Origin of the sequence: Shewanella sp. FJAT-52076 (assembly GCF_019457455.1) — a bacterium.
Classification (GTDB): Bacteria; Pseudomonadota; Gammaproteobacteria; order Enterobacterales; family Shewanellaceae; genus Shewanella; species Shewanella zhangzhouensis.
The window spans coordinates 2,115,678-2,137,918 of the sequence record NZ_CP080415.1 but is presented as its reverse complement, the minus strand read 5'-3'; the positions used below and the strand labels follow the sequence as shown (position 1 = coordinate 2,137,918).

The 22,241-nt window shown below is 51.7% G+C and carries 19 protein-coding genes and 2 tRNA genes; 8 read left to right on the top strand and 13 right to left on the bottom strand.

The genetic code is table 11. The features are described from left to right. Positions 1–89: 89 nt before the first annotated feature. From serS to lrp, 6 genes are all read right to left on the bottom strand, one after another. A complete protein-coding gene (gene serS, locus K0H79_RS09175; protein WP_220064553.1) occupies positions 90–1,376 on the bottom strand; it encodes a serine--tRNA ligase in 1,287 nt (428 codons plus the stop codon). Positions 1,377–1,393: 17 nt separating this feature from the next. Continuing rightward, on the bottom strand, positions 1,394–1,768 hold the full coding sequence (gene crcB / locus K0H79_RS09170; RefSeq protein WP_220078033.1) for a fluoride efflux transporter CrcB: 375 nt from the start codon (positions 1,766–1,768) through the stop codon (positions 1,394–1,396). Further along, complete coding sequence (locus K0H79_RS09165) at positions 1,761–3,038, bottom strand: replication-associated recombination protein A (RefSeq protein ID WP_220078133.1); 1,278 nt, start codon at positions 3,036–3,038, stop codon at positions 1,761–1,763. The genes crcB and K0H79_RS09165 overlap by 8 nt, the downstream gene beginning before the upstream one ends. Positions 3,039–3,100: 62 nt before the next feature. Further along, on the bottom strand, positions 3,101–3,712 hold the full coding sequence (lolA, locus tag K0H79_RS09160; RefSeq protein ID WP_220078032.1) for an outer membrane lipoprotein chaperone LolA: 612 nt from the start codon (positions 3,710–3,712) through the stop codon (positions 3,101–3,103). Positions 3,713–3,796: 84 nt separating this feature from the next. Continuing rightward, a complete protein-coding gene (locus K0H79_RS09155; protein ID WP_220078031.1) occupies positions 3,797–6,583 on the bottom strand; it encodes a DNA translocase FtsK in 2,787 nt (928 codons plus the stop codon). A gap of 188 nt (positions 6,584–6,771) precedes the next feature. Then, positions 6,772–7,275, bottom strand: coding sequence for a leucine-responsive transcriptional regulator Lrp (gene lrp / locus K0H79_RS09150; RefSeq protein ID WP_011759884.1), 504 nt, complete (start codon positions 7,273–7,275; stop codon positions 6,772–6,774). Positions 7,276–7,454: 179 nt separating this feature from the next. On the opposite strand from lrp, the gene ald reads away from it, so the two are divergent. Together ald and trxB are read left to right on the top strand one after the other, a co-directional pair. Then, entirely contained in the window at positions 7,455–8,567 is a 1,113-nt protein-coding gene (gene ald, locus K0H79_RS09145) for an alanine dehydrogenase (protein ID WP_220078030.1), read from the top strand. 184 nt (positions 8,568–8,751) lie between these two features. Beyond that, positions 8,752–9,705, top strand: coding sequence for a thioredoxin-disulfide reductase (gene trxB, locus K0H79_RS09140; RefSeq protein ID WP_011759882.1), 954 nt, complete (start codon positions 8,752–8,754; stop codon positions 9,703–9,705). Between the two features lie 130 nt (positions 9,706–9,835). Here the strand turns inward: trxB and rplT are convergent, their stop codons facing one another. The 4 genes from rplT to thrS all read right to left on the bottom strand — a co-directional run bounded on the left by rplT (position 9,836) and on the right by thrS (position 12,966). After that, positions 9,836–10,195: a 50S ribosomal protein L20 gene (gene rplT, locus K0H79_RS09135; protein WP_011759881.1), complete on the bottom strand. Its 360-nt coding sequence runs from the start codon at positions 10,193–10,195 to the stop codon at positions 9,836–9,838. Between the two features lie 16 nt (positions 10,196–10,211). After that, positions 10,212–10,406: a 50S ribosomal protein L35 gene (gene rpmI / locus K0H79_RS09130; protein ID WP_011759880.1), complete on the bottom strand. Its 195-nt coding sequence runs from the start codon at positions 10,404–10,406 to the stop codon at positions 10,212–10,214. Between the two features lie 88 nt (positions 10,407–10,494). Beyond that, positions 10,495–11,034, bottom strand: coding sequence for a translation initiation factor IF-3 (gene infC / locus K0H79_RS09125; RefSeq protein WP_041409771.1), 540 nt, complete (start codon positions 11,032–11,034; stop codon positions 10,495–10,497). Between the two features lie 3 nt (positions 11,035–11,037). Next, a complete protein-coding gene (gene thrS / locus K0H79_RS09120; RefSeq protein ID WP_220078029.1) occupies positions 11,038–12,966 on the bottom strand; it encodes a threonine--tRNA ligase in 1,929 nt (642 codons plus the stop codon). A gap of 217 nt (positions 12,967–13,183) precedes the next feature. Here thrS and K0H79_RS09115 point away from each other — a divergent pair, with 217 nt between their 5' ends. Together K0H79_RS09115 and K0H79_RS09110 are read left to right on the top strand one after the other, a co-directional pair. Then, positions 13,184–13,942 carry an SDR family oxidoreductase gene (locus K0H79_RS09115; protein WP_220078028.1) on the top strand — a complete coding sequence of 253 codons (759 nt, stop codon included), beginning with the start codon at positions 13,184–13,186 and terminating at the stop codon, positions 13,940–13,942. After that, positions 13,942–14,142 (top strand): CPXCG motif-containing cysteine-rich protein, encoded by a 201-nt coding sequence (locus tag K0H79_RS09110; RefSeq protein ID WP_220078027.1) that lies wholly within the window; start codon positions 13,942–13,944, stop codon positions 14,140–14,142. Before K0H79_RS09115 ends, K0H79_RS09110 begins: the two co-directional genes overlap by 1 nt. On the opposite strand, the gene K0H79_RS09105 is transcribed toward K0H79_RS09110, so the two are convergent. Then, the gene (locus tag K0H79_RS09105) at positions 14,136–14,744 is read right to left on the bottom strand and encodes a riboflavin synthase subunit alpha (RefSeq protein ID WP_220078026.1); all 609 of its coding nucleotides are present in this window, start codon (positions 14,742–14,744) and stop codon (positions 14,136–14,138) included. The genes K0H79_RS09110 and K0H79_RS09105 overlap by 7 nt on opposite strands. A gap of 25 nt (positions 14,745–14,769) precedes the next feature. Here K0H79_RS09105 and K0H79_RS09100 point away from each other — a divergent pair, with 25 nt between their 5' ends. From K0H79_RS09100 to K0H79_RS09085, 4 genes are all read left to right on the top strand, one after another. Next, positions 14,770–16,131: an MATE family efflux transporter gene (locus tag K0H79_RS09100; RefSeq protein ID WP_220078025.1), complete on the top strand. Its 1,362-nt coding sequence runs from the start codon at positions 14,770–14,772 to the stop codon at positions 16,129–16,131. A gap of 144 nt (positions 16,132–16,275) precedes the next feature. Next, positions 16,276–16,352, top strand: a tRNA-Val gene (locus K0H79_RS09095). Between the two features lie 4 nt (positions 16,353–16,356). Next, a tRNA-Val gene (locus tag K0H79_RS09090) sits at positions 16,357–16,433 on the top strand. 206 nt (positions 16,434–16,639) lie between these two features. Then, entirely contained in the window at positions 16,640–19,375 is a 2,736-nt protein-coding gene (locus tag K0H79_RS09085) for an acetate--CoA ligase family protein (protein WP_220078024.1), read from the top strand. Positions 19,376–19,431: 56 nt separating this feature from the next. Here the strand turns inward: K0H79_RS09085 and K0H79_RS09080 are convergent, their stop codons facing one another. Beyond that, complete coding sequence (locus K0H79_RS09080) at positions 19,432–20,457, bottom strand: GGDEF domain-containing protein (protein WP_220067717.1); 1,026 nt, start codon at positions 20,455–20,457, stop codon at positions 19,432–19,434. 90 nt (positions 20,458–20,547) lie between these two features. Then, positions 20,548–22,164: a phosphoethanolamine transferase gene (locus K0H79_RS09075; RefSeq protein ID WP_220078023.1), complete on the bottom strand. Its 1,617-nt coding sequence runs from the start codon at positions 22,162–22,164 to the stop codon at positions 20,548–20,550. Positions 22,165–22,241: the final 77 nt, after the last annotated feature.

Genomic DNA, 22,241 nt, shown 5'->3' with positions numbered 1-22,241 from the left:
ACAAATACTGCTATCACTGCCACGTATGAAAGCCAACGTAAGTAGCGTTGACCGTTATCCATATACCCTTGAAAAATAGTATCTTGTTATTAACCGAGTTGCTCAATACCACCCATATATGGGCGCAGTGCTTCAGGCACGGTAACAGTGCCATCGGCATTTTGATAGTTTTCCAGAATGGCCACCAGAGTGCGGCCAACTGCCAGACCTGAGCCGTTCAGGGTGTGAACCAGTGCCGGCTTGTTGTCTTCTTTGTTGCGATAGCGCGCCTGCATACGGCGAGCTTGGAAATCCTTCACGTTGGAGCAGGAAGAGATCTCACGATAGGTGTTTTGTGCTGGCAACCATACTTCGATGTCATAGGTTTTGGCAGCACCAAAGCCCATGTCGCCGGTACAGAGCACCACAGTGCGGTGTGGCAGCCCCAGCTTTTTCAGCACGTTTTCGGCATGGCCAACCATGTCTTCCAACGCGTCCATAGACTGCTCTGGTTTGACGATTTGTACCATTTCAACCTTGTCGAACTGGTGCTGACGGATGAGACCACGGGTGTCTTTACCGTATGAACCGGCTTCAGAGCGGAAGCACGCAGTATGGGCGGTGATCTTGATGGGCAGGTCGGCCTCATCGATGATGGTGTCGCGCACCAGGTTGGTTACCGGCACTTCTGCGGTCGGAATAAGGCTTAATGCCTGGCCTTCCTCAGTAGCGGGCTTGAGGTTAAACAAATCCTCACTGAACTTGGGCAGCTGACCTGTGCCCAGTAAGCTGTCGGTGTTCACCAGCAAAGGCACGTAGGCTTCAGTGTAACCGTGCTCTATGGTATGCAGGTCGAGCATAAACTGCGCCAGTGCGCGGTGCATACGGGCAATCTGGCCTTTCATGACGATAAAACGAGAGCCGGTGATCTTAACTGCACTCTTAAAATCCAAACCGCCCAGTGTCTCACCCAGATCTACGTGATCTTTAACGGGAAAATCAAAGCTGCGTGGTTCGCCCCAACGGCGAATTTCCACGTTTTCACTTTCGTCCCTGCCTACAGGCACAGACTCGTCAGGCAGGTTGGGCACTGACATGGCAATGGCGTTGATTTCTTCCAGCAGCGCTGCCAGTTCGACCTTTTTAGCTTCAAGCTCGGCACCGAGGTTACCTACCTGAGCCATGATGGGCGCGACGTCTTCACCACGGGACTTTGCCTGACCGATGGATTTGGAGATGGCGTTGCGACTGGCCTGCAGCTCTTCGGTGGCTACCTGCAGCGACTTGCGCTTTTCTTCCAGCGCTTTGAGATGGTCGATATCGAGCGCAAAACCGCGGGCGGCCAGACGCTCTTTGGTGAATTCCAGTTCATTACGGAGATATTTGGTATCTAACATACTTGTTGTCTTATAAGTTAAACGCGGGAATAAATCAGCTGCTGTCCCAGATACACCACGGTCAGGCAAAGTATCAGGTTCAGAAGCACATTCAGGCTCGCCTTCACAAGTTCACCCTGCTGCAACAGTAGCAAGGTTTCGTTTGAGAAGGTGGAAAACGTCGTTAAGGCGCCCAGAAGGCCAACACCAATCAGGGCTTTCCACTCAGGACTGATATGGCTGAGCTCCGCCAGGGCGTATATGCATCCCATTAAAAAGGATCCCGCCACGTTGACGATGAGTGTACCAAAAGGAAAACCGGTGCCAAAGAGTTGTAACGCAAGAATCGAGATGGAATAGCGCAAAACTGCACCTATAGCACCTCCTGCAGCAATATAGAGCACGTTATTCATAGCGTTTTCGCCCACTTTGTTGATTCAGAGCATCGAGATTAGCAAGTTTGTCTCGAATGCGTTTCTCGAAACCGCGCTCGGTGGGATGGTAAAAACGGCTGTGCTGCAGTGCTTCAGGAAAATAATTTTCCCCCGCAGCGAAGGCCCCATCCTCATCATGGGCATAACGATAACCCTCACCGACACCAAGTTCATTCATGAGTTTGGTGGGCGCATTACGCAGGTGATTGGGTACAGGCGCATTGCCGGTTTCTCTGGCAAGTACCCTTGCGGCCTTGAAGGCTGTGTAAACCGCATTGCTCTTGGGCGCACTGGCAAGGTAAATCACCGCCTGGGCGATGGCGCGCTCACCTTCTGCCGGGCCTACCCGATGGAAACAATCCCATGCGTTCAGGGCTACCGTCATGGCATTGGGATCGGCGTTACCGATATCTTCTGAGGCAATGGCAAGCAGGCGCCTTGCCACATACAAGGGATCGCCGCCCCCTTCAAGAATGCGGCAAAACCAATAAAGCGCTGCATCCGGCGCAGAGCCACGAATGGATTTATGCACTGCACTGATGAGGTCATAATATTGGTCGCCGTTTTTATCGTAACCCGCCGCCTGATGGCCGGCGACCTCCGATAAAAGTTCAAGATTGTACTCACCGCCATCTGGCAGCAAGTCAGACATGAGCTCCAGTAAATTGAGCGCCTTACGCGCATCGCCGTCGCATAGCCGGGCGATGGCAGACTTGAGCTCTGCCTTTAGTATAAGGCCGCGTTTGCCAAGTCCCCTCGCCTCATCGCTGTTGGCCTGCACCAGGATTTGACCAATAGCATCATCCTCAAGCCGTTTAATGAGATACACGCGGCAACGTGACAGCAGCGCGTTATTGACTTCAAAGGACGGGTTTTCTGTGGTGGCGCCGATAAAAATCACTGTACCGTCTTCGATAAACGGCAGAAAGGCGTCCTGCTGACTCTTGTTAAAACGGTGGACCTCGTCCACAAACAGCAAGGTACGCTGTCCGCGTGACTGGGCCACATTTTTCGCCTGCTCAATAGCAGCCCTGATTTCCTTTACCCCGGACGTTACTGCAGAAATACGCTCAACATGGGCATTGGCGTAACGTGCGACGAGCTCGGCCAATGTGGTTTTGCCGGTGCCCGGAGGCCCCCAAAGCAGCATCGAGTGCACCTTACCGGCAAGCAGTGCCTGACGCAGCGGCTTACCCTCACCAAGAAGGTGTGACTGCCCTATATACTCCTCAACACTGGCTGGGCGCATACGGGCAGCCAGTGGGTTGAAGTCGGGGCTGAAATCAAAACTCAATGACACAGCGCATCCTTTTACTGACGACGCTGATCGTCAATGCTGACGCCATCGGGGATCTGAAACTGAAACAGGCTCTCGTCGGCATCAGTCACTGGCGCCTGTTCAGACAGCGCAAAGTGGCTGGTGCTGCCCTGGGCATCGGTCAGGCGAATGTCAGACAGCGTATTATTTGCAAAACAGACAGAGACAGTATCGACCGCGCTTTCAACGCCCTGACGTGGAGTAATGTCAAAGCAACTGCCTTTTTTATCAATCTGATATTCATTCCAGCGCTTTTCATCACGATGCACCAACAGCGCCATGGGTGAAGCCTTAAGAATGTCCTCCATATCCAGGATACTGACTTCTTCGGCAAAGGGGTTATACACCCACACACTGTTGTCTTTTGCTACTATCAGAGATTCATCGGGGGCTGTGAGGTGCCAGTAAAAGGCGTCGGGTTGATGCATGGCAATCACACCGCTGCCCTCCTGGATAAGTTTGCCATTCTGATCTGTTACTTTCTGGCTGAAGCTGGCCTTGATGCCCTGCATCACATCCAACTTGGATACCAGTTCGCTGGCATCATCTGCTAAGACCGTAAAAGGCAGCACGGCCGAAAAGAGCACTACAATCGACTTTTTCAAATACTAACCTCATCACTATTCATAAAATCCAGAGCCGCATAATTCAGACTCGAACGCACCGAGCAGGTTATTGTCGTCGCTGAGTTAATTTCTGGGGGGCGGCGGTGCCAACACTTCACGGTTGCCGTTGTGGCCCTGGGCACTGACAACCCCGGCCATTTCCATCTGTTCGATAATGCGGGCTGCCCGGTTGTAGCCGATTTTAAACTTGCGCTGCACACTTGAGATCGAACCGCGACGGGACTCAGTAACGAAGGCGACGGCTTCATCGTATAGCGGATCGTAATCTTCATCTCCTTCTTCAGAGGCTTCGCCTGGCAGCAATACTTGCTCGCCATCGCTGGAGCCCTGGAGGATCTCATCGATGTATTGTGGCTTACCGCGGGCATGCCAATCCGCCACTACCCTGTGTACTTCATGGTCGTCAATAAAGGCGCCGTGTACCCGGATTGGCACGCCCGTGCCGGGCGGCAGATACAACATGTCACCCATACCTAGCAGTGTTTCAGCACCTTGCTGGTCCAAAATGGTTCGGGAATCGATACGTGACGACACCTGGAAGGCCATACGTGTGGGGATGTTGGCTTTAATCAAACCGGTTATCACATCCACGGATGGGCGCTGAGTCGCCAAAATCAGGTGAATACCGGCTGCACGGGCTTTTTGAGCGATACGGGCGATAAGCTCTTCAACTTTTTTACCCACAATCATCATCATGTCGGCAAATTCGTCAACCACCACCACGATAGACGGCAGTTTATCCAGCTCAGGGGCTTCTTCATCAAAGCTTTCGCTGGATTTCCACAGTGGGTCCACAATGGGTTCGCCGCTGGCTTTGGCGTCAGCAATCTTGGCGTTATAGCCTTTAAGATTACGCACTCCCAGCGCAGACATAAGCTTATAGCGGCGCTCCATTTCACCAACGCACCAACGCAGCGCATTGGATGCTTCTTTCATGTCGGTGACCACTTCACACAACAGATGTGGAATGCCTTCATACACAGAAAGTTCCAACATCTTGGGGTCAATCATAATAAAGCGGACATCATCGGGGCCAGACTTGTACAGCAGACTGGTGATCATCACGTTCACACCGACCGATTTACCCGAACCCGTGGTACCGGCAACCAGCAAGTGTGGCATTTTACCCAAATCCACCACAACAGGCTCACCGGCGATATCCTGACCCAGCACCATAGCAAGCGTGCTTGGGTTTTGCTTGAACTTGTCGGAGTCGAGCACATCACGCATATACACGGTTTCGCGAAACTTATTTGGCAGTTCCAGTCCCACATAGGCCTTACCTGGGATCACTTCCACCACCCTTACCCGCTCTGCCAGCAAGGAGCGGGCAAGGTCGCTGGCGAGGTTTGATATTTTGGATGCCTTAACGCCGGGCGCGAGCTCCAACTCAAACCGGGTGATAACCGGGCCCGGATAAACACCAACCACGTTGGCGGTAATGTTAAAGTCGGCCAGTTTCGCTTCGACCAAACGCGCTACCTGATCCAGCTCTTCTTCACTGATAGGATTTTCCTTGCGGTTGGGCACATTCAAAAGCTCAATACTGGGCAATGGCGCCATGGGCTTGGCTGGCGTGTTGTCCTGGCCTGGCAACACCACTATGCCATCAACAATTTTTGCGCCTTCCACTTTTTTGGGCTGAGGCTTGGATGCCTTGGCAAGGGCGCCGTCTGAAGTGGCCTCATCAAAACCAATGTCTTCCCAGGGAGGAAGCTCGTCAGTTGGATGACCATATCCGTTATTGTCGAATGTATCTGTGGATGCACTTGGTGACGAGAAGGCCTTATTTGAGTTTGAGCCACCTGGGTGACTGTCATCTGCCTCGATGGCACCATGGTGTGGTGAGACATCGGAAAACGCAGGCTCAACCCTGGCAAACCGGGATTTTGATTCTTTAGCAGCAGCCGTACCTGACACTGAGTATTCATCATCAGTATTTGCGCTAACTGCCATGAGGTTTTCAGGCTCGTCCGGCGCATCAAAAGTCGAGGGCGCTACATCAACATCTGATTCTGTTTTACTGCGGCTGAAAATGGAAAAGAGCTTACGTCTTTCTTTTTGGCCCGACTCAGTGTTTTCTGCTGTCGAGCCCCCTGATTGAGTACCAGCTGACGCGATAATGTCTGATTCAGTTAAATCGTCTTCATTAACGCCAGCAAGCAGTGGTTCCTTCTGCTTGCGTTTAAAGCCTGCGGCGATGGACATAAACCCCTGGGTGTCTTCCGTGTCACGAGAGTTAGCAATTCTGGAAGGCAGTTGATATATGCCCTGAAACGCTCCGATGGTTGCTCTGCCGGTGAGCTCCACCAGAGCAATCAGGCTAATACCTGTAAGCAGAGTAAAGCCTGTGGCTATACTGCACAGCAGCAGTAGCGTCGTCCCCAGGGAATTGAAATAGGGCAACATGGCATTGGCTATGACGTCACCTGTTACGCCGCCGGCCGAAAATTCATAAATATCATTGCCATTCATGCTGGCGAGTGTAGACACGCCAAACACAATAAGGATAAATCCCAGTAAGCGCATTGAGACTGAAAAATAATCAATTTCAAGCAGCCGATGGGACTGTTTGAACAACAGCCAACCGGTACCGGCAATCACAAACGGGGTAAGAAATGCACTGTAACCAAAGAAGTACAGCAGTACATCGGCAATCCAGGCCCCCACTGCTCCACCGAGATTCTCAATCTGTCCCTGATAGTTACTCTGGCTCCAACCTGGGTCCGATGCACTGAAACTGCTCAGTGCCAGCAACACATAGATGGCCAGCATGGAACAAATAATAAGGCCACCTTCGAGTAGCCGTTGCAGTCCGCTTAGCGAATGAACGCGATTTCCCTGAGACAAACGAAAGGATCCATAGCAACATTAAAAACAGGTGAAATTAAGATACCAGAATCCTGTTGAAAGTGGAGCTAAATTGGGGGTTTTATGGGCAGTCGCACCCTTTTGTGAGCAAAAATTCATGCGACGGTTAATTAAGCCAACAAAAAAGGGAGCCTGGCTCCCTTTTTATATCGCTGACAGAGACTTAGTTACTTGTCAGAGATGTTGTTTACCGCGACCTTATTGGTCTGCTTGACCTCTTCCATCACGACGTAGGTACGGGTGTCGGACACAGAAGGTAATTTCAGCAGGGTTTCACCCAAGAGCTTACGGTAGGCAGACATGTCGGAAACGCGGGTTTTGAGCAGATAGTCGAAATCACCGGAAACCAGGTGACATTCCTGAATATCATCCAGCAACTGCACGGCACGATTGAAGCGATCAAACACCTCTGGGGTGTCCCTGTTCAGGGTGATCTCAACAAAAACCAGCAGCGAGGCGCCCAAGTAATGTGGGTTTACCAAGGCAGTATAACCATTGATATACCCTTGCTTTTCCAAGCGCTTAACCCTTTCCAAACAAGGAGTTGGACTCAGCCCTACTCGTTTGGACAGCTCAACATTTGAAATTCTTCCATCAATTTGCAGTTCATTAAGGATATTGCGATCGATGCGATCCAAGTCTTTAACCGGATTCTTTTTATTATATGCCATATATTTGACCTTGTTTTATTGCTAAAACAACATTTAATTTTACGTATGTCGAAAGTTCAGCAGCATAAACTGCAGAGGCAATACTATACTAGATATCCCTGAAATAATCACGTTCAGGTCACGACAAAATAACAAATTTGCCTGCGAAAAGCGGGTATTTATGCAATTGAGGCTCGAAGATGATAATTGGTGTACCAAAGGAAATCAAAAACCATGAATATCGCGTTGGTATGGTGCCCTCCAGCGTGCGTGAACTGACCCTGCGTGGCCATCAGGTATTCGTAGAAGCGACTGCCGGTGGTGGTATTGGCTTTACAGATCAAGACTATATCGATGCCGGTGCCACTATTCTGGGCACAGCAGAAGAAGTCTTTGCCAAAGCCGATATGATTGTGAAAGTGAAAGAGCCTCAGGCCGTTGAGCGCGCTATGCTGCGTCACGACCAAATCCTCTTCACCTATCTGCACCTTGCTCCGGATCTGCCTCAAACTGAAGAGCTGGTAAGCTCTGGCGCCGTATGTATTGCTTATGAAACTGTGACTGACGACCGTGGTGGTCTGCCTCTGCTGGCGCCAATGTCTGAAGTAGCCGGTCGCATGTCTATTCAAGCCGGTGCCATGGCTCTGGAGAAGTCTGCCGGTGGCCGCGGTATGCTGCTGGGTGGCGTACCAGGTGTTGAGCCAGCCAAAGTGGTTATCATCGGTGGCGGTATGGTAGGCACCAACGCCGCTCAAATGGCCGTGGGTATGGGCGCCGATGTCGTAGTTCTGGACCGCTCTATCGATGCACTGCGTCGTTTGAACGTACAGTTCGGCTCATCTGTTAAAGCCGTATACTCCACTGCCGATGCCATCGAGCGTCACGTACTGGAAGCTGATCTGGTTATCGGCGGCGTACTGATCCCAGGTGCTGCTGCGCCCAAGCTGGTTACTGCTGACATGATCAAGCGCATGAAAGCCGGTGCCGCTATTGTTGACGTAGCAATCGACCAGGGCGGTTGTGTTGAAACGTCTCATGCAACCACTCACCAGGACCCAACCTACATTGTTGATGACGTGGTTCACTACTGCGTAGCCAACATGCCAGGTGCCGTTGCCCGCACCTCTACCTTTGCGCTGAATAACGCTACCCTGCCCTACATCATTAAGCTGGCTGACAAGGGTTACAAGGCTGCACTGCTGGCCGACAAGCACCTGCTGAACGGTCTGAACGTGATGCACGGCAAGATCACCTGTAAAGAAGTGGCCGAAGCGCACAACCTGTCTTACGTTCCAGCGTCTGAATTGCTGTAATTAACGCAGACAAGGGTTAATAAAAGGGGAGCTTGGCTCCCCTTTTTCGTATCCCGGTCCGGGCGGTGGAAACCCTGATAGACAAGATAGATTAGGATCATCTAAGTCTTCACGCGTTACGGCCTTTACCCTTACACGTAAATTCCCTACAATCCCAGCAATTTGCCAAGGCACGGAGAATAAAATGAGCCAAGCCAAACACAGCCAGCTGCTGATCCTCGGATCCGGTCCAGCCGGCTACACTGCCGCCGTCTATGCTGCACGTGCAAACCTGAACCCAGTGATGATCACCGGTCTTCAGCAAGGTGGTCAGCTGACCACCACCACCGAAGTTGAAAACTGGCCAGGTGATGCCGAAGGTTTGACAGGTCCAGGCCTGATGGCCCGTATGCAGGAGCATGCCGAAAAGTTCAACACCGAGATTATTTTCGACCATATCAACGAAGTGACTCTTACTGAGCGTCCTTTCCGTTTGAAAGGTGATAATGGCGAGTACACCTGTGATGCACTCATCATTGCCACCGGTGCATCGGCCAAGTACCTGGGTCTGCCTTCTGAAGATGCCTTTAAAGGCCGCGGCGTATCAGCCTGTGCTACCTGTGACGGTTTCTTCTATCGCAATCAGAAAGTCGCCGTGATTGGTGGTGGTAACACAGCCGTTGAAGAAGCCCTGTATCTGTCAAACATTGCTTCGGAAGTTCACCTCATTCACCGTCGTGACAGCTTCCGCTCAGAGAAGATTCTGATTGACCGTCTGATGGATAAAGTTGCCAACGGCAACATCATTCTTCACTTGGATAAGACCCTGGATGAAGTGGTAGGCGACAACATGGGTGTGACCGGTGTTAAGCTGAAATCTACCAAAGACGACTCTACTGAAGCATTCGACGTGGCAGGTGTTTTTGTGGCCATTGGTCACAGCCCAAATACCGGCATCTTCGAAGGTCAGCTGGAGATGAACAACGGTTACATCAAGGTGCAAAGCGGTCTGAACGGTAATGCAACCCAAACCAGCATTGAAGGCGTATTTGCTGCCGGTGACGTGATGGACCAACACTATCGCCAGGCCATTACCTCAGCCGGTACCGGCTGTATGGCAGCACTGGATGCTGAGCGTTATTTGGACGCCAAGCATTGATAGGTTCCTTAAAATAAAAAAGCCGGCTAAATGCCGGCTTTTTTATTGCGGGTGTCAATAATGTTTGGCTACACAAATGAGACCCACAAAAAAAGGGACCCTAAGGTCCCCTTCTATTTGCTCAGAACAATTACTTGGTCAGAGCTTCTTTTGCTTTTTCAACGAGAGTTGCAAATACAACTTTGTCGAATACAGCGATGTCGGCCAGGATCTTACGATCGATCTCGATAGAAGCCTTCTTCAGACCGTTGATGAAACGGCTGTAAGACAGACCATTTTGACGAGAAGCGGCGTTGATACGTGCAATCCACAGTTGACGGAATTGACGTTTCTTCTGACGACGGTCACGGTAAGCATACTGACCGGCTTTGATCACAGCCTGTACCGCTACGCGGTAAGTACGTGAACGGGCACCGTAGTAGCCTTTGGCGAGTTTCAGAATCTTCTTGTGACGGGCACGAGCGGTTACACCACGCTTAACTCTTGGCATTGTTCAATCTCCTCAATTAAGCGTATGGCAGTTGACGCGCGATTGCTGGAACGTCGACCTTGGCAACCAGACATTTAGCGCGCAGATGACGCTTACGCTTGGTGCTCTTCTTGGTCAGGATGTGACGCAGGTGGGCTTGCTTGCGCTTGAAACCATTGGCGGTTTTCTTAAAACGCTTCGCAACGCCACGGTCAGTTTTCATTTTTGGCATTACTTCTAACTCCGCATTGGGGGTTTATTAAAAAACGTAAGGCGAACGGCCGCTCTTTGCAGGGCGGCCGTTACTTTCAAAAGCCCTACTATTTCTTTTTGGGTGCCAGCACCATAATTGCTTGACGACCTTCCATTTTCGGGAAGGATTCGACAACCGCATACTCTTCCAAATCAGCCTTGATACGGTTCATCAGATCCATACCCAGGTTTTGGTGTGCCATTTCGCGACCCCGGAAACGCAGCGTAACTTTCGCTTTGTCACCGTCTTCAAGGAAACGAATCAGGTTGCGTAGTTTTACCTGATAGTCGTTTTCATCAGTTCCAGGACGGAATTTGATTTCCTTAACCTGAACCTGTTTTTGCTTTTTCTTCTGTTCTTTCTGGGCTTTAGCCTTGTCGAACAGGAATTTACCGTAGTCCATTATACGACATACGGGAGGCTCGGCATTGGGGCTGATCTCTACGAGATCAACGCCGGCTTCATCGGCCAACTCCTGAGCTTCACGGATACTGACAATACCGATGGATTCTCCATCCAATCCGGTTAAACGTACCTGTGGAACACCGGTGATTTCATCGTTGATACGGTTTGGGGCCGGCTGACGCCCTGCTTTTTTGATCTTTATGACCTATTCCTCCAACAGTTTTAGACTACGGTGCGAAATTTGTTCTTTTACGCTCGCGACGAAAGCATCGATGGACATCTTGCCCAAGTCTTTACCGTCACGGGTACGCACCGCGATTTCCCTGTTCTCCATTTCCTGGTCTCCGACGACCAATAGATAAGGGACACGCCTTAAGGTGTGCTCGCGTATTTTAAAGCCAATTTTCTCATTCCTCAAGTCTTGAGAAGCGCGAATACCTTGTTCTTTGAAGAATTTGACTAATTCTTCAACATAATCAGCCTGTTTGTCGGTGATGTTCATCACGACTGCTTGCACTGGAGCCAGCCATGCGGGGAAGCGTCCTGCATATTCTTCAATAAGAATACCGATAAAACGTTCCAAAGAGCCCAAAATGGCACGGTGGATCATCACCGGGGTCTGACGGGCGTTATCTTCGGCAACGTAAGTTGCACCAAGACGGCCTGGCAAGGCGTAGTCGAGCTGCACAGTACCACACTGCCATGCACGGTCGAGACAGTCATGCAAGGTGAACTCAATTTTCGGACCGTAGAAGGCACCTTCGCCCGGCAAAATTTCAAACGCAATGCCGTTGGCGTTAAGTGCTTCAATCAGCGCTGATTCGGCGCGGTCCCACATCGCATCGTCACCAATACGCTTTTCAGGACGGGTAGACAGCTTCACCACGATGTTTTCGAAACCGAAAGTCGAGTAAGTGTCATACACCATTCTGATACAGGCACTCACCTCTTCCTGCACCTGTTCCTCGGTACAGAAGATATGGGCATCGTCCTGGGTAAAGCCGCGTACGCGCATCAGACCATGGAGCGAACCGGATGGTTCATTACGATGGCAGCAACCGAATTCGGCCATACGCAGTGGCAGATCGCGATAGGACTTGAGCCCCTGATTGAAGATTTGCACGTGGCCCGGGCAGTTCATCGGCTTAATGGCATACTCGCGGTTTTCACTGGCAGTAGTGAACATGGCTTCTGAGTACTTGTCCCAGTGGCCAGAGCGCTCCCACAGCACGCGGTCCATCATGAAAGGACCTTTCACTTCCTGATAATCGTACTCAGACAGTTTATGGCGGATAAAGGTTTCCAGCTCACGGAAAATGCTCCAGCCATCGTTATGCCAGAACACCATTCCAGGGGCTTCTTCCTGCATATGGTACAGGTCGAGTTGCTTGCCAATTTTACGGTGGTCACGCTTGGCGGCTTCTTCGAGACGCGCCAGGTGAGTGTTCAGGGCTTTCTTATCACCCCAGGCAGTACCGTAAATGCGCTGCAGCATCTTGTTGTTGGAATCACCGCGCCAGTAGGCACCGGCAACACTCATCAGTTTGAAGTGATGGCAAAAACGCATGTTGGGCACGTGTGGGCCACGGCACATGTCAGTGTATTCTTCGTGATGATACAGAGCAGGCGTCGCGTCCTTGGCAATGTTTTCATCGAGAATCGCCATCTTGTAGCTTTCACCGCGACCTTCAAAGGTATCGCGGGCTTCCTGCCAGCTCACAACGCGTTTCACCACGTCATAATCGGTCTTGGCCAGCTCCAGCATGCGCTTTTCCAGCGAAGCTATGTCGTCGGCGGTCAGCTTGTGCTCGAGATCCACATCATAGTAGAAACCGTTGTCAATAACCGGACCAATGGCCATCTTGGTTTGTGGCCACAGCTGCTTGATGGCATGACCAAGCAAGTGGGCACAGGAGTGACGCAGAATCTCCAAACCTTCTTCATCACGGGCCGTGATGATAGACAGGCTGGCGTCGTCGTGGATGAGATCGCAGGCATCTTTCAGCTCGCCGTTCACACGGCCAGCGATACAGGCCTTGGCAAGGCCCGGGCCGATATCGGCAGCGACATCAATCGTGGAGACGGGGTTGGCAAACACACGTTGGCTGCCGTCAGGAAGCGTAATTACAGGCATGATATTTCCTTATCCAGTGGTGACCCACACCAAGGGCCACTTGGCATCAATAAAAAGAAACGCGCGGAGGGTAAGACAGTACAGGAGCCTTGAGCCTCATCCAGCGCGGCCAAATAGTGTATGCCATTGAGGTTTTTGATACAAGAAAGCGCCTTTTGCTTTGCCCGGTGAATTTGCCGGGCTACCCTAGTGCGAAAGACGCTTGAAGAGACAGGGAATGACGAAATCTCACACTGACATGCCCCCACGCTGGGCACTTATCACTGGTGCAGCAAAACGTATCGGTGCCGCCATCGCAACTCAACTTCATCAGGATGGCTGGAATGTCTTTATCCACTGTCACCGCTCTGTTGATGACGCCCAGCAACTTGCCGATTCGTTATGTCAAACCCGCGCGGGCTCGGCTAAAGTCATCTGTGCTGACCTTGCACACGCTGGCAGCACAGAACATATAAAGCATCAGATAGTGCAATGCGGCGCCTCACTTGCGCTGCTGGTGAATAATGCGTCCCGGTTTTACAAAGACCCTGCAACCCCAACCCTTGCCAACGCGCAAACGCTGATGGGCGTAAACTGCCTGCAACCCTATCTGCTGGCTATTTCCCTGGCGCCACTTTTGGCCTCAGCGCGGGGCAGTGTTATTAACCTTTGTGATATCCACGGGGAGCGGCCTCTTCGCCAGCATGGATTATACTCAATATCAAAGGCAGCACTTGCCATGGCAACATTGTCATTGGCACAGGAATTGGCACCCGCAGTGCGGGTCAATGGCATAGCCCCGGGTGCCATCCTCTGGCCCGAAACTGAGGGGGCCGAGCCACACAAGGTTCTTGCCCAAATCCCCCTCGCCCGTGCCGGTGCACCTTCGGATATCGCCAACCTGGTCAGCTACCTTGCCAACGCTGACTACATCAGCGGTCAGATTATCGCTGTTGACGGAGGGCGTAGTGCGACCGGCTACTTGGGAGCAGGCTGATGAAACTCAAGACACAAACCATTTGTTGCCCACATTGCGGACATCATCAACGCATCGAACTGGATGCATCCGGTGGCGATCAGGACTTCTATGATGATTGCCGTGTATGTTGCAACCCCATCCACATGCGGCTGCATGTGGATGATGCCAATCGTAAAATTGAGCTGTGGGTAGATGGGGATGACGAGCAGCTTTACTGACGCGCTGCCAACACCCGCTCAACGGTATCCACTATGGTTTGTGTCTGACTGTCTATTTCAATATTCAGCCGAGTGCCAGTGACTGCGTCTTTGAGGTTGGTGAGCCTCAGGGTTTCCGGAATGAGGTGCAGCATAAAGCCATCTTCAAACACCTCTCCCACCGTCAGACTGCATCCATTCACGGCGACGAACCCCTTGTAGAGGATGTACTTCATCCATTCTTTCGGCACACGCAAGCGCAAGTCTCTCTGCTCACCCACGTCTGTTACTCGCGCCACAACCGCCTGACAATGCACATGCCCCGACAGCAGATGACCACCGATTTCCTTACCAAAGGTTAAAGAGCGCTCAATATTAATCTGGTTACCCGGCGTTATCGTACCCAGGTTGGTTAATGTCAGGGTTTCTTCCATTACATCAAAAAAGACCCTATCATCCTCGACTCGGGTAACTGTCAAACAAACGCCATTGTTCGCGACACTTGCCCCCAGGGTGAGCCCTTCTCTTAATTCAGCTGGCAGACTCACCGCCAGGGTGTGCATTCCCTGGCGCTTTTCCAGTGCCACCAACTCGCAGGTGGCTTGCACGATACCAGTAAACATTCATTTTTCCTTTAAGGCGTTTTTTATGCTCAACGTGGGCTTTCAAGCCAAAAAACTCATTCAATTGGCCTTGCCGGTGCTGATAGCACAGGTTACCCAAACCATGATGGGATTTATTGATACCCTGATGGCCGGTCGTGTCAGCGCCGTTGATATGGCCGCTGTAGCGGTGGGCACCAGTCTGTGGTTGCCAGCCTTACTGTTTGTGCAGGGGCTTTTGATGGCTTTTACGCCGGTTTTTTCTCAGCTTCATGGTGCTGATGACGAAGCCTCTATACGACCACTGGCATACCAGGCTGCTTATATTGCCATAATTGGCGCTCTGGCTGTGATGCTGTTTCTCGGACTTTCGTCAGAAATCCTGACCCGGATGGATCTTGAACCCGACCTGCGCCGACTGTCTGAAGGATATCTCTTTGGTTTTCTCTGGGGGGTACCCGCCTTTGTGATATACCAGGTGCTCAGGGGCATGAGCGAAGGTATTTCCTATACCTTACCCACCATGGTCATTGGCTTTGTCGGGTTGGCGGTGAATATTCCGGCCAACTACATCTTCATCTACGGCCATTTCGGCATGCCAGCAATGGGCGGCGCAGGCTGTGGCGTGGCAACCGCCTTGGTATTTTGGGCCATGTTGATAGCTATGCTCATTTATATGGCATTTCACAAAAAGTTTGCCCTTGTTTCCCCCTTTAAGGCATTTGAGCGGCCCAAGGCATCGACCATGTGGCGCATGACCAAGCTGGGCTTCCCCATCGCCATGGCGCTGTTTTTTGAAGTGAGCCTGTTTGCCATCATCGCCTTGCTGCTCGCACCATTAGGGGCGAATGTGGTGGCCGGTCATCAAATAGCGCTCAATTTTTCATCCATCGTGTTTATGCTGCCGCTTTCTATCGGATTGGCTGTGTCAATTCGCATTGGTTACTATCTTGGCCGGGAGAAAGCCGACGTAGCAGCACTGGTGGCTAAGGTTGGCCTCGGCCTGGCGCTGTTTTTAGCGTCTATCACTGCGGTTATTACCGTGGTTTTCAGGGTTGAGATTGCCAAGCTCTATAATACCGACCCCAATGTGGTCGCACTGGCCTCCAGTCTGATGCTGATGGCGGCACTCTATCAATTGTCTGACTCGGTACAGGTGGTGGCCGCCGGTGCCCTGCGTGGTTATAAAGATACCCGCAGCGCGTTTTACATTACCCTGGTTTCCTATTGGGCCATTGGTATGACGCTTGGCTATACCCTCGCCTACACCGATTGGTTGGTACCGGCCATGGGGGCACACGGGTTCTGGACCGGACTCATCGCAGGGCTCACCACAGCCGCAGCACTCTTTGCCATCCGATTGAGATACATTCAAAAAGCAGCGCCAAGTTTTCATTTTGTCCAATAAGCTTCTCATCAAGCGAACTCCTCCCTCGGTTTTCGGGAGGAGTTGCGCAGCAAATCACCATTTGAGGTGGATAGCGGATATTTTTGCTTGCAAGTCAGTATTGGCCGCACTTAATATAGCGCTCGTTCGCTGCAATGCGACAATGCACCCGTAGCTCAGTTGGTTAGAGCACTACCTTGACATGGTAGGGGTCGGTGGTTCGAGTCCACTCGGGTGTACCAAAATGCGCTCTTAGCTCAGTTGGTTAGAGCACCACCTTGACATGGTGGGGGTCGGTGGTTCGAATCCACTAGAGCGCACCATTCAAACCTGCATTAGCAGGTTTTTTTGTGCCTGTTATTTCTGCTCTTTCCTGGCAACTACTCCCCTGCGGCCTATTCCCCTGACTATCGCACTGGGCATTCGGCCAATAATTCGTATTAACATTATAAATTCATGATATTTCTCAAGTGATGCCTGTCTGTGCTTCATGTAGACTGTGTCCTATGCGTCAAAGGATGGAGTCTTCATGAGTCAGCGCACCCTCAATACCCTGTTCAAACCTTCGTCAATCGCCATTATCGGTGCCTCCAATGGGCCAAGGCGCGCCGGTAATGTGGTGATGAAAAATCTGCTTGCGGGCGGTTTCTCAGGCCCCATCATGCCGGTCACGCCCAAGTATCAAGCGGTGATGGGCGTGCTTGCCTATCCAAGCATAGAAGCGCTGCCCATAAAGCCTGACCTTGCCATCATCTGTACCCGTGCCAGCCGAGTGCCGGGAATAGTGGAAACCCTCGCTCAGTTTGGCTGCAAAGTCGCCATTATTATGGCGTCGGGGATGGCAAATGAATTGGATACGGAAGGACAGTCGCTGCTAGCCACCACCCTTGCCAACGCCAAACGCTATGGCATGCGAATTCTGGGCCCCAACAGTTTGGGCATGATGCTGCCCAATCTCGGGCTCAATGCCAGCCTGGCCCATACTTCCGCGCAGCCTGGCAAAATAGCCTTTGTCAGCCAGTCTGCCGCCGTATGCACCACGGTACTGGACTGGGCCAATAACAAAGGCATCGGCTTTTCATCGTTTATTTCACTTGGCGACGCCACCGACATCGACTTTGACGAACTTTTGGACTTTCTTGGCCGCGATGGCCGTACCAGCGCCATCATGCTCTACATGGACGCCATCAATGAAAAGCGTCACTTTCTTTCGGCTGCGCGAGCTGCCGCCCGTAATAAACCCATACTGGTGATTAAATCCGGTCGCAGCCAGGAAGGCGCCCGGGCCGCCAAACTGCATACCGGTGGGGTCAGTGGCAGTGATGCCGTATACGAGGCCGCGTTCAGGCGCGCCGGTATGCTGAGGGTGAATGACCTGGTTGAGATGTTCGCAGCACTGGAGAGCCTCAACCATGGTAACGATCTTAAAGGTGAACGTCTTGGGATCATCAGTAATGGTGGCGGCCCTGCAGTGCTTGCTGTGGATGAGCTTATCAGCCGGGGGGGCAAGCTCGCCGAGCTGTCCGAGGAAACCTGCCGAAAACTCGATGCCGTGCTGCCCAAGACCTGGTCGGCGCAAAACCCCATCGACATCATAGGTGATGCCGATGCCAAGCGTTATGTGGAAGCGCTGAATATCCTCATGGACAGTGATGATGCAGACGCCATTTTGGTGCTGCACTCACCTTCGGCGCTGGGCGAAAGTGAACTGATTGCCGAGGCTGTTGCCGATGCCATTAAAAAGCACCCTCATCGCGGAAAACTGAACATCTTAACCAATTGGAGCGGTGAAAATTCGGCCTACAAAGCCAGAAAACGCTTTACCAAGGCCGGTGTGGCCACCTACCGGACGCCCGAAGGGGCTGTAGGTGCCTTTATGCACATGGTGGAGTACCGCCGTAACCAAAAACTGCTACAGGAAGTGCCACAGTCCATTACCGACAAGGTGCCCCACGATGCCGGTAAAGCCCGTGAAGTGATTCAGGCCGCCCTCGCCAGGGGCAAAACCGTACTGGAAACCCACGATGCCAGTGCCATTTTGGGCGCTTATGGTCTCAATACCATAGATACCTGGTTTGCCAAAGATGCTGCCGAGGCCGCAGATATCGCCGAACGTGTGGGTTATCCGATAGCCCTGAAAATACAATCGCCGGATATTCTGCATAAATCCGATGTATATGGAGTGACCTTGAACCTTACCAGTGCGGATGAAATCCATCATGCCGCGTTGGCGATGATGCAGCGGGTGCATCAGTCCAATCCTGAGGCGAAAATTGAAGGCCTGATAGTGCAGCGGATGGCTCTGACCGCAGGGGCCCAGGAGCTTCGCCTTGCCGTGATAAGTGACCCCGTATTCGGGCCGGCCATTTGTTTGGGTGAAGGCGGCTCAGAGTGGCAACCCACCCGGGATGCCGCCGTCGCCCTGCCCCCGCTCAATATGGCGTTAGCGCGTTATATGGTGATTCAGGCGTTAAAGACGGGTAAGTTGCGGGACCGCCACCTGCCACAGGGCCTCGACATGCACGCCCTGTGTCTGATGCTGACCCAGCTCAGCCACTTGGTGATTGATTGCCCACAAATTCAGGCACTTGACCTCAACCCCGTGCTTGCGGCCGGTGACAAGATAACCTTACTGGATATTAATCTGCGGCTCGACCCGCAGTGCAGCGATAACAGCAATCGCCTCGCCATCATGCCCTATCCCAAGGAGCTCGAAGAGCAGGCTGTGCTGCGTAACGGTATTCAAGTGATGCTAAGGCCCATCCTCCCTGAAGACGAGCCCAAACACCTCGCCTTCGATAATTCGCTGACAGATGAAGACAGGTACAAGCGCTATTTTGGAGCCCGCCAGCGCATGACCCACGAAGAAATGGCAGTGCTGACCCAAATCGATTACGCGAGGGAGATGGCCTTTATCGCCACTGCCAAGGACTCGAACGGAGAGGATTACACCCTAGGCGCGGTGCGGGCATCGATTGATCCCGATAATACGGAAGCCGAATTTGCCATGGCGGTGAGAAGCGATCACCAGGGACTGGGCCTCGGTAAATTATTGCTGGAAAAGCTTATCCGCTACTATCAGGCCAATGAAACCCCGGTGCTGACGGGCTTTACCATGATTGAAAACCGTAACATGGCGAATCTGGCGCGCACCCTGGGGTTTACAGTGACTTTTGATATGGAAGAGCACCTGATAAAGATGCATATGGATCTTAAGGCAATCTCACTACAGAGCGGTGCACAAAGCGATGCGCCTGCAACCTGACTGCTGAAAACCGCCATCTCAAATAAAGGGGTACGACCAGCGACCGATAACGGTCGCTATTCAGCAAGGCAAACCCGGTTCCGGCCACTGCCCTTGGCGCGGTAAAGCGCGCTGTCCGCCCGGTCAAAAAACTGCTCCGGGGTTTCATTGGCTTCGGCCTTTGCGACCCCAATGGATACGGTGACTTTGCCCAAATCCAGATTATCTTTTTTCAAGGTCAATTTTTTGTTGGCGATACGTTCGCGCAGCTTTTCGGCAATATTGGCAGCATCGGCGGCGCTGGTATCCTTTAGCACGATGACAAATTCTTCACCACCGTAGCGAGCAACCAAATCCTCCCCCTTAACAGCCTGTTTCAGATTCTGCGCCACATACACCAACACCTTGTCTCCGGCGTTGTGACCCCAGGTGTCGTTAAACTGCTTGAAGTGATCGATATCGATAACCAGCAGTGAACATTTCGGCGTTGACGGTAAAAACTCCTGCGCCATACGCGATTCAAATGCCCGTCGGTTATTCAGCCCGGTTAACTTATCTGTAAGAGATATCACCGACAACTCGCTTATCTCTGCTCGCAGATGATTGAGCTCCTGATCCATCGACTTAAGGCTTGAGTGTATATCGGCGTTTTCGCTAACCACCTTGTCCACTTCAACCAACACACCCTCAACCAATCGATGCAGGGAATCGGCTTCCTGAGGAAGCCGCAATTGGTGACCAAAACTTTCGATGGCGAGCTGAAACGTCTCAGAGCCAGACGTCAGCAAACTGATTTTGCTCAGCAGCCCATTGATGAGCAGCTGAGTTTCGAGGTGCACGTTTTCCAATACTTCAGGTGCATTGTTCTGGATAAAGCTGCTGTAGAGTCCCCTGCAGACTTCCGCTGAAAAAGGTACCTGATTTTCCATCAGGCCGTTGATAGCTCTGACAAGCGCCAGGTCTGCGCCCTGATAGTAGGCATACCAGACGGCGTAGTTGTCAGGTGTTACAGGAATGCCGAGTGCCGACATTTGTGGCACGGCCTTTCTCAATATCCCGGCCGACTCATCTTTTTCTTTGGCTTTGTGAGCTGCGAGTGTCATGGCAAATGCTTCATCCTTAACTGCCCGTGGCTCAAAGACCACGGGGCTTGCCTGATTCTGGGTTTAGTTTGTGTTGGTTGCTTGCGCTTATTACACCACAGGGAGTCGACAACGACTGAAAATGTCCTGCTCCTTGCGATACACACTGGTGTGAATATTCATCCAGCCTAACAAGCTATCAAACAGATTGTCATGGGACCAATCGCCCTGCAAGCTTCTTAAACAGCTTTCATCCAGGCGATTTTCATCTCTAAAACCGTCAGATAGCCATAAGAGCCAGGGCACACTGATTTGCTCGATGGGCGCAAATGCATAGGGCGCGCCGTGAAGATACAAGCCCTTTTCCCCCAGAGACTCACCATGATCTGAGATATACATCAGTGCGGTATCGGCGTGCGACTCTTGCTGTTTCAGCCGTTTAATCACCTCCGCCATGATGTAGTCACTGTAGCGAATGGTGTTGTCGTAAGTATTCACCAGCGCCTCGTTACTGCAGTTTTGAATGTCACTGCGGGGGCAATCTGGCGTAAAGGCTCTGTGTTCGTCCGGATAGCGCTGGAAGTAAGTGGGTCCGTGGCTTCCCATAATATGCAGCACCAAAAGGGTGTCTTTTTCAATGGGGCTCGCCAGTATGGTATCGAGACGATTCAGCAGAATTTGATCCAGACAAGACTCGCCATCACAGAGCGCCGGGTCCTTGTCCAGCTTTATCATTTCGTTGGCAACTCTGTCACAAACGCCCTTGCAGCCACTGTCATTATCAAGCCACTGCACGGCAACACCGGCGTGATCCAGTACATCGATTACCGAGTCCTGGGCTCTGGCTTTTCTCGCATCGTAATCTTCCCTGCCCATTCTGGAGAACATACAGGGTAAGGATTGCGCCGTTGCTGTACCACATGAAATGGTTGCATTCAGCACTATGGGATTATGGGGCTTGGTAAACACGTTGGTGTCTTTTTGATAGCCATAGTACTGATAATTCATTGAACGGGCAGTTTCCCCGACCAACAAGACAGTCAGCAAGGGTTTATGGTTGCTGTCCGGGGTTTTATTGCTGGCATCTGTCCCCAGGGGCTGATATTCCAGCGGCGTTTCAATGTAACGCTGATTCACGTACTTGGCCGCGGCACCAATGTAGTAAGTAGGCACAACCAGTTGTTTTATTTCGTCATTGTTGCGTCCAAAGGCAACATAGTCCTGATAGTAGCCAGCAAGAACACCACCAGCTACCGATACCATTCCCAGCATAAAGCCAAGCTTTACCAGCAGCTCTTTCCACCAGACGCGATATTCAATTTTGACTTTGGCAATAAAAAACGCCGGCAGTATCCCAAGCAGCAAAAAACCAACCACGGACTCAGCATTGAGATACATGAAGGCTTCGGCGCTGTGAGTCTCAAAGATGTTTTCCATCATGGCACGGTCAAACACGATGCCGTATTTGTACATGCCAAAGACAACCAACGCTGAAACCAACGTCAGCAGGACAAAAAAGGGTTTTACAAGGTACTTAACACTGAAAAGCGAGAAGATGAGTGCCAATAAGGATGTCAGCAGCACGGGTAAACTGGCTACAAATAACCAATCGATGTGTGACAATGACTTAAGCCCTTCTGCCGCCCTGATATAGAGGGGAATATTCAGGATCGCTGCGTAATACAGGGCGACAAAAAACGTGAACCGATTCAAACCAATGGACTTCAAACTAATTTTCCCCCAAAAAAGCCCTTTAAAAGTAAGCTTATTGTAAACATGACATTAGAAAATAAAACAAAAGTCTC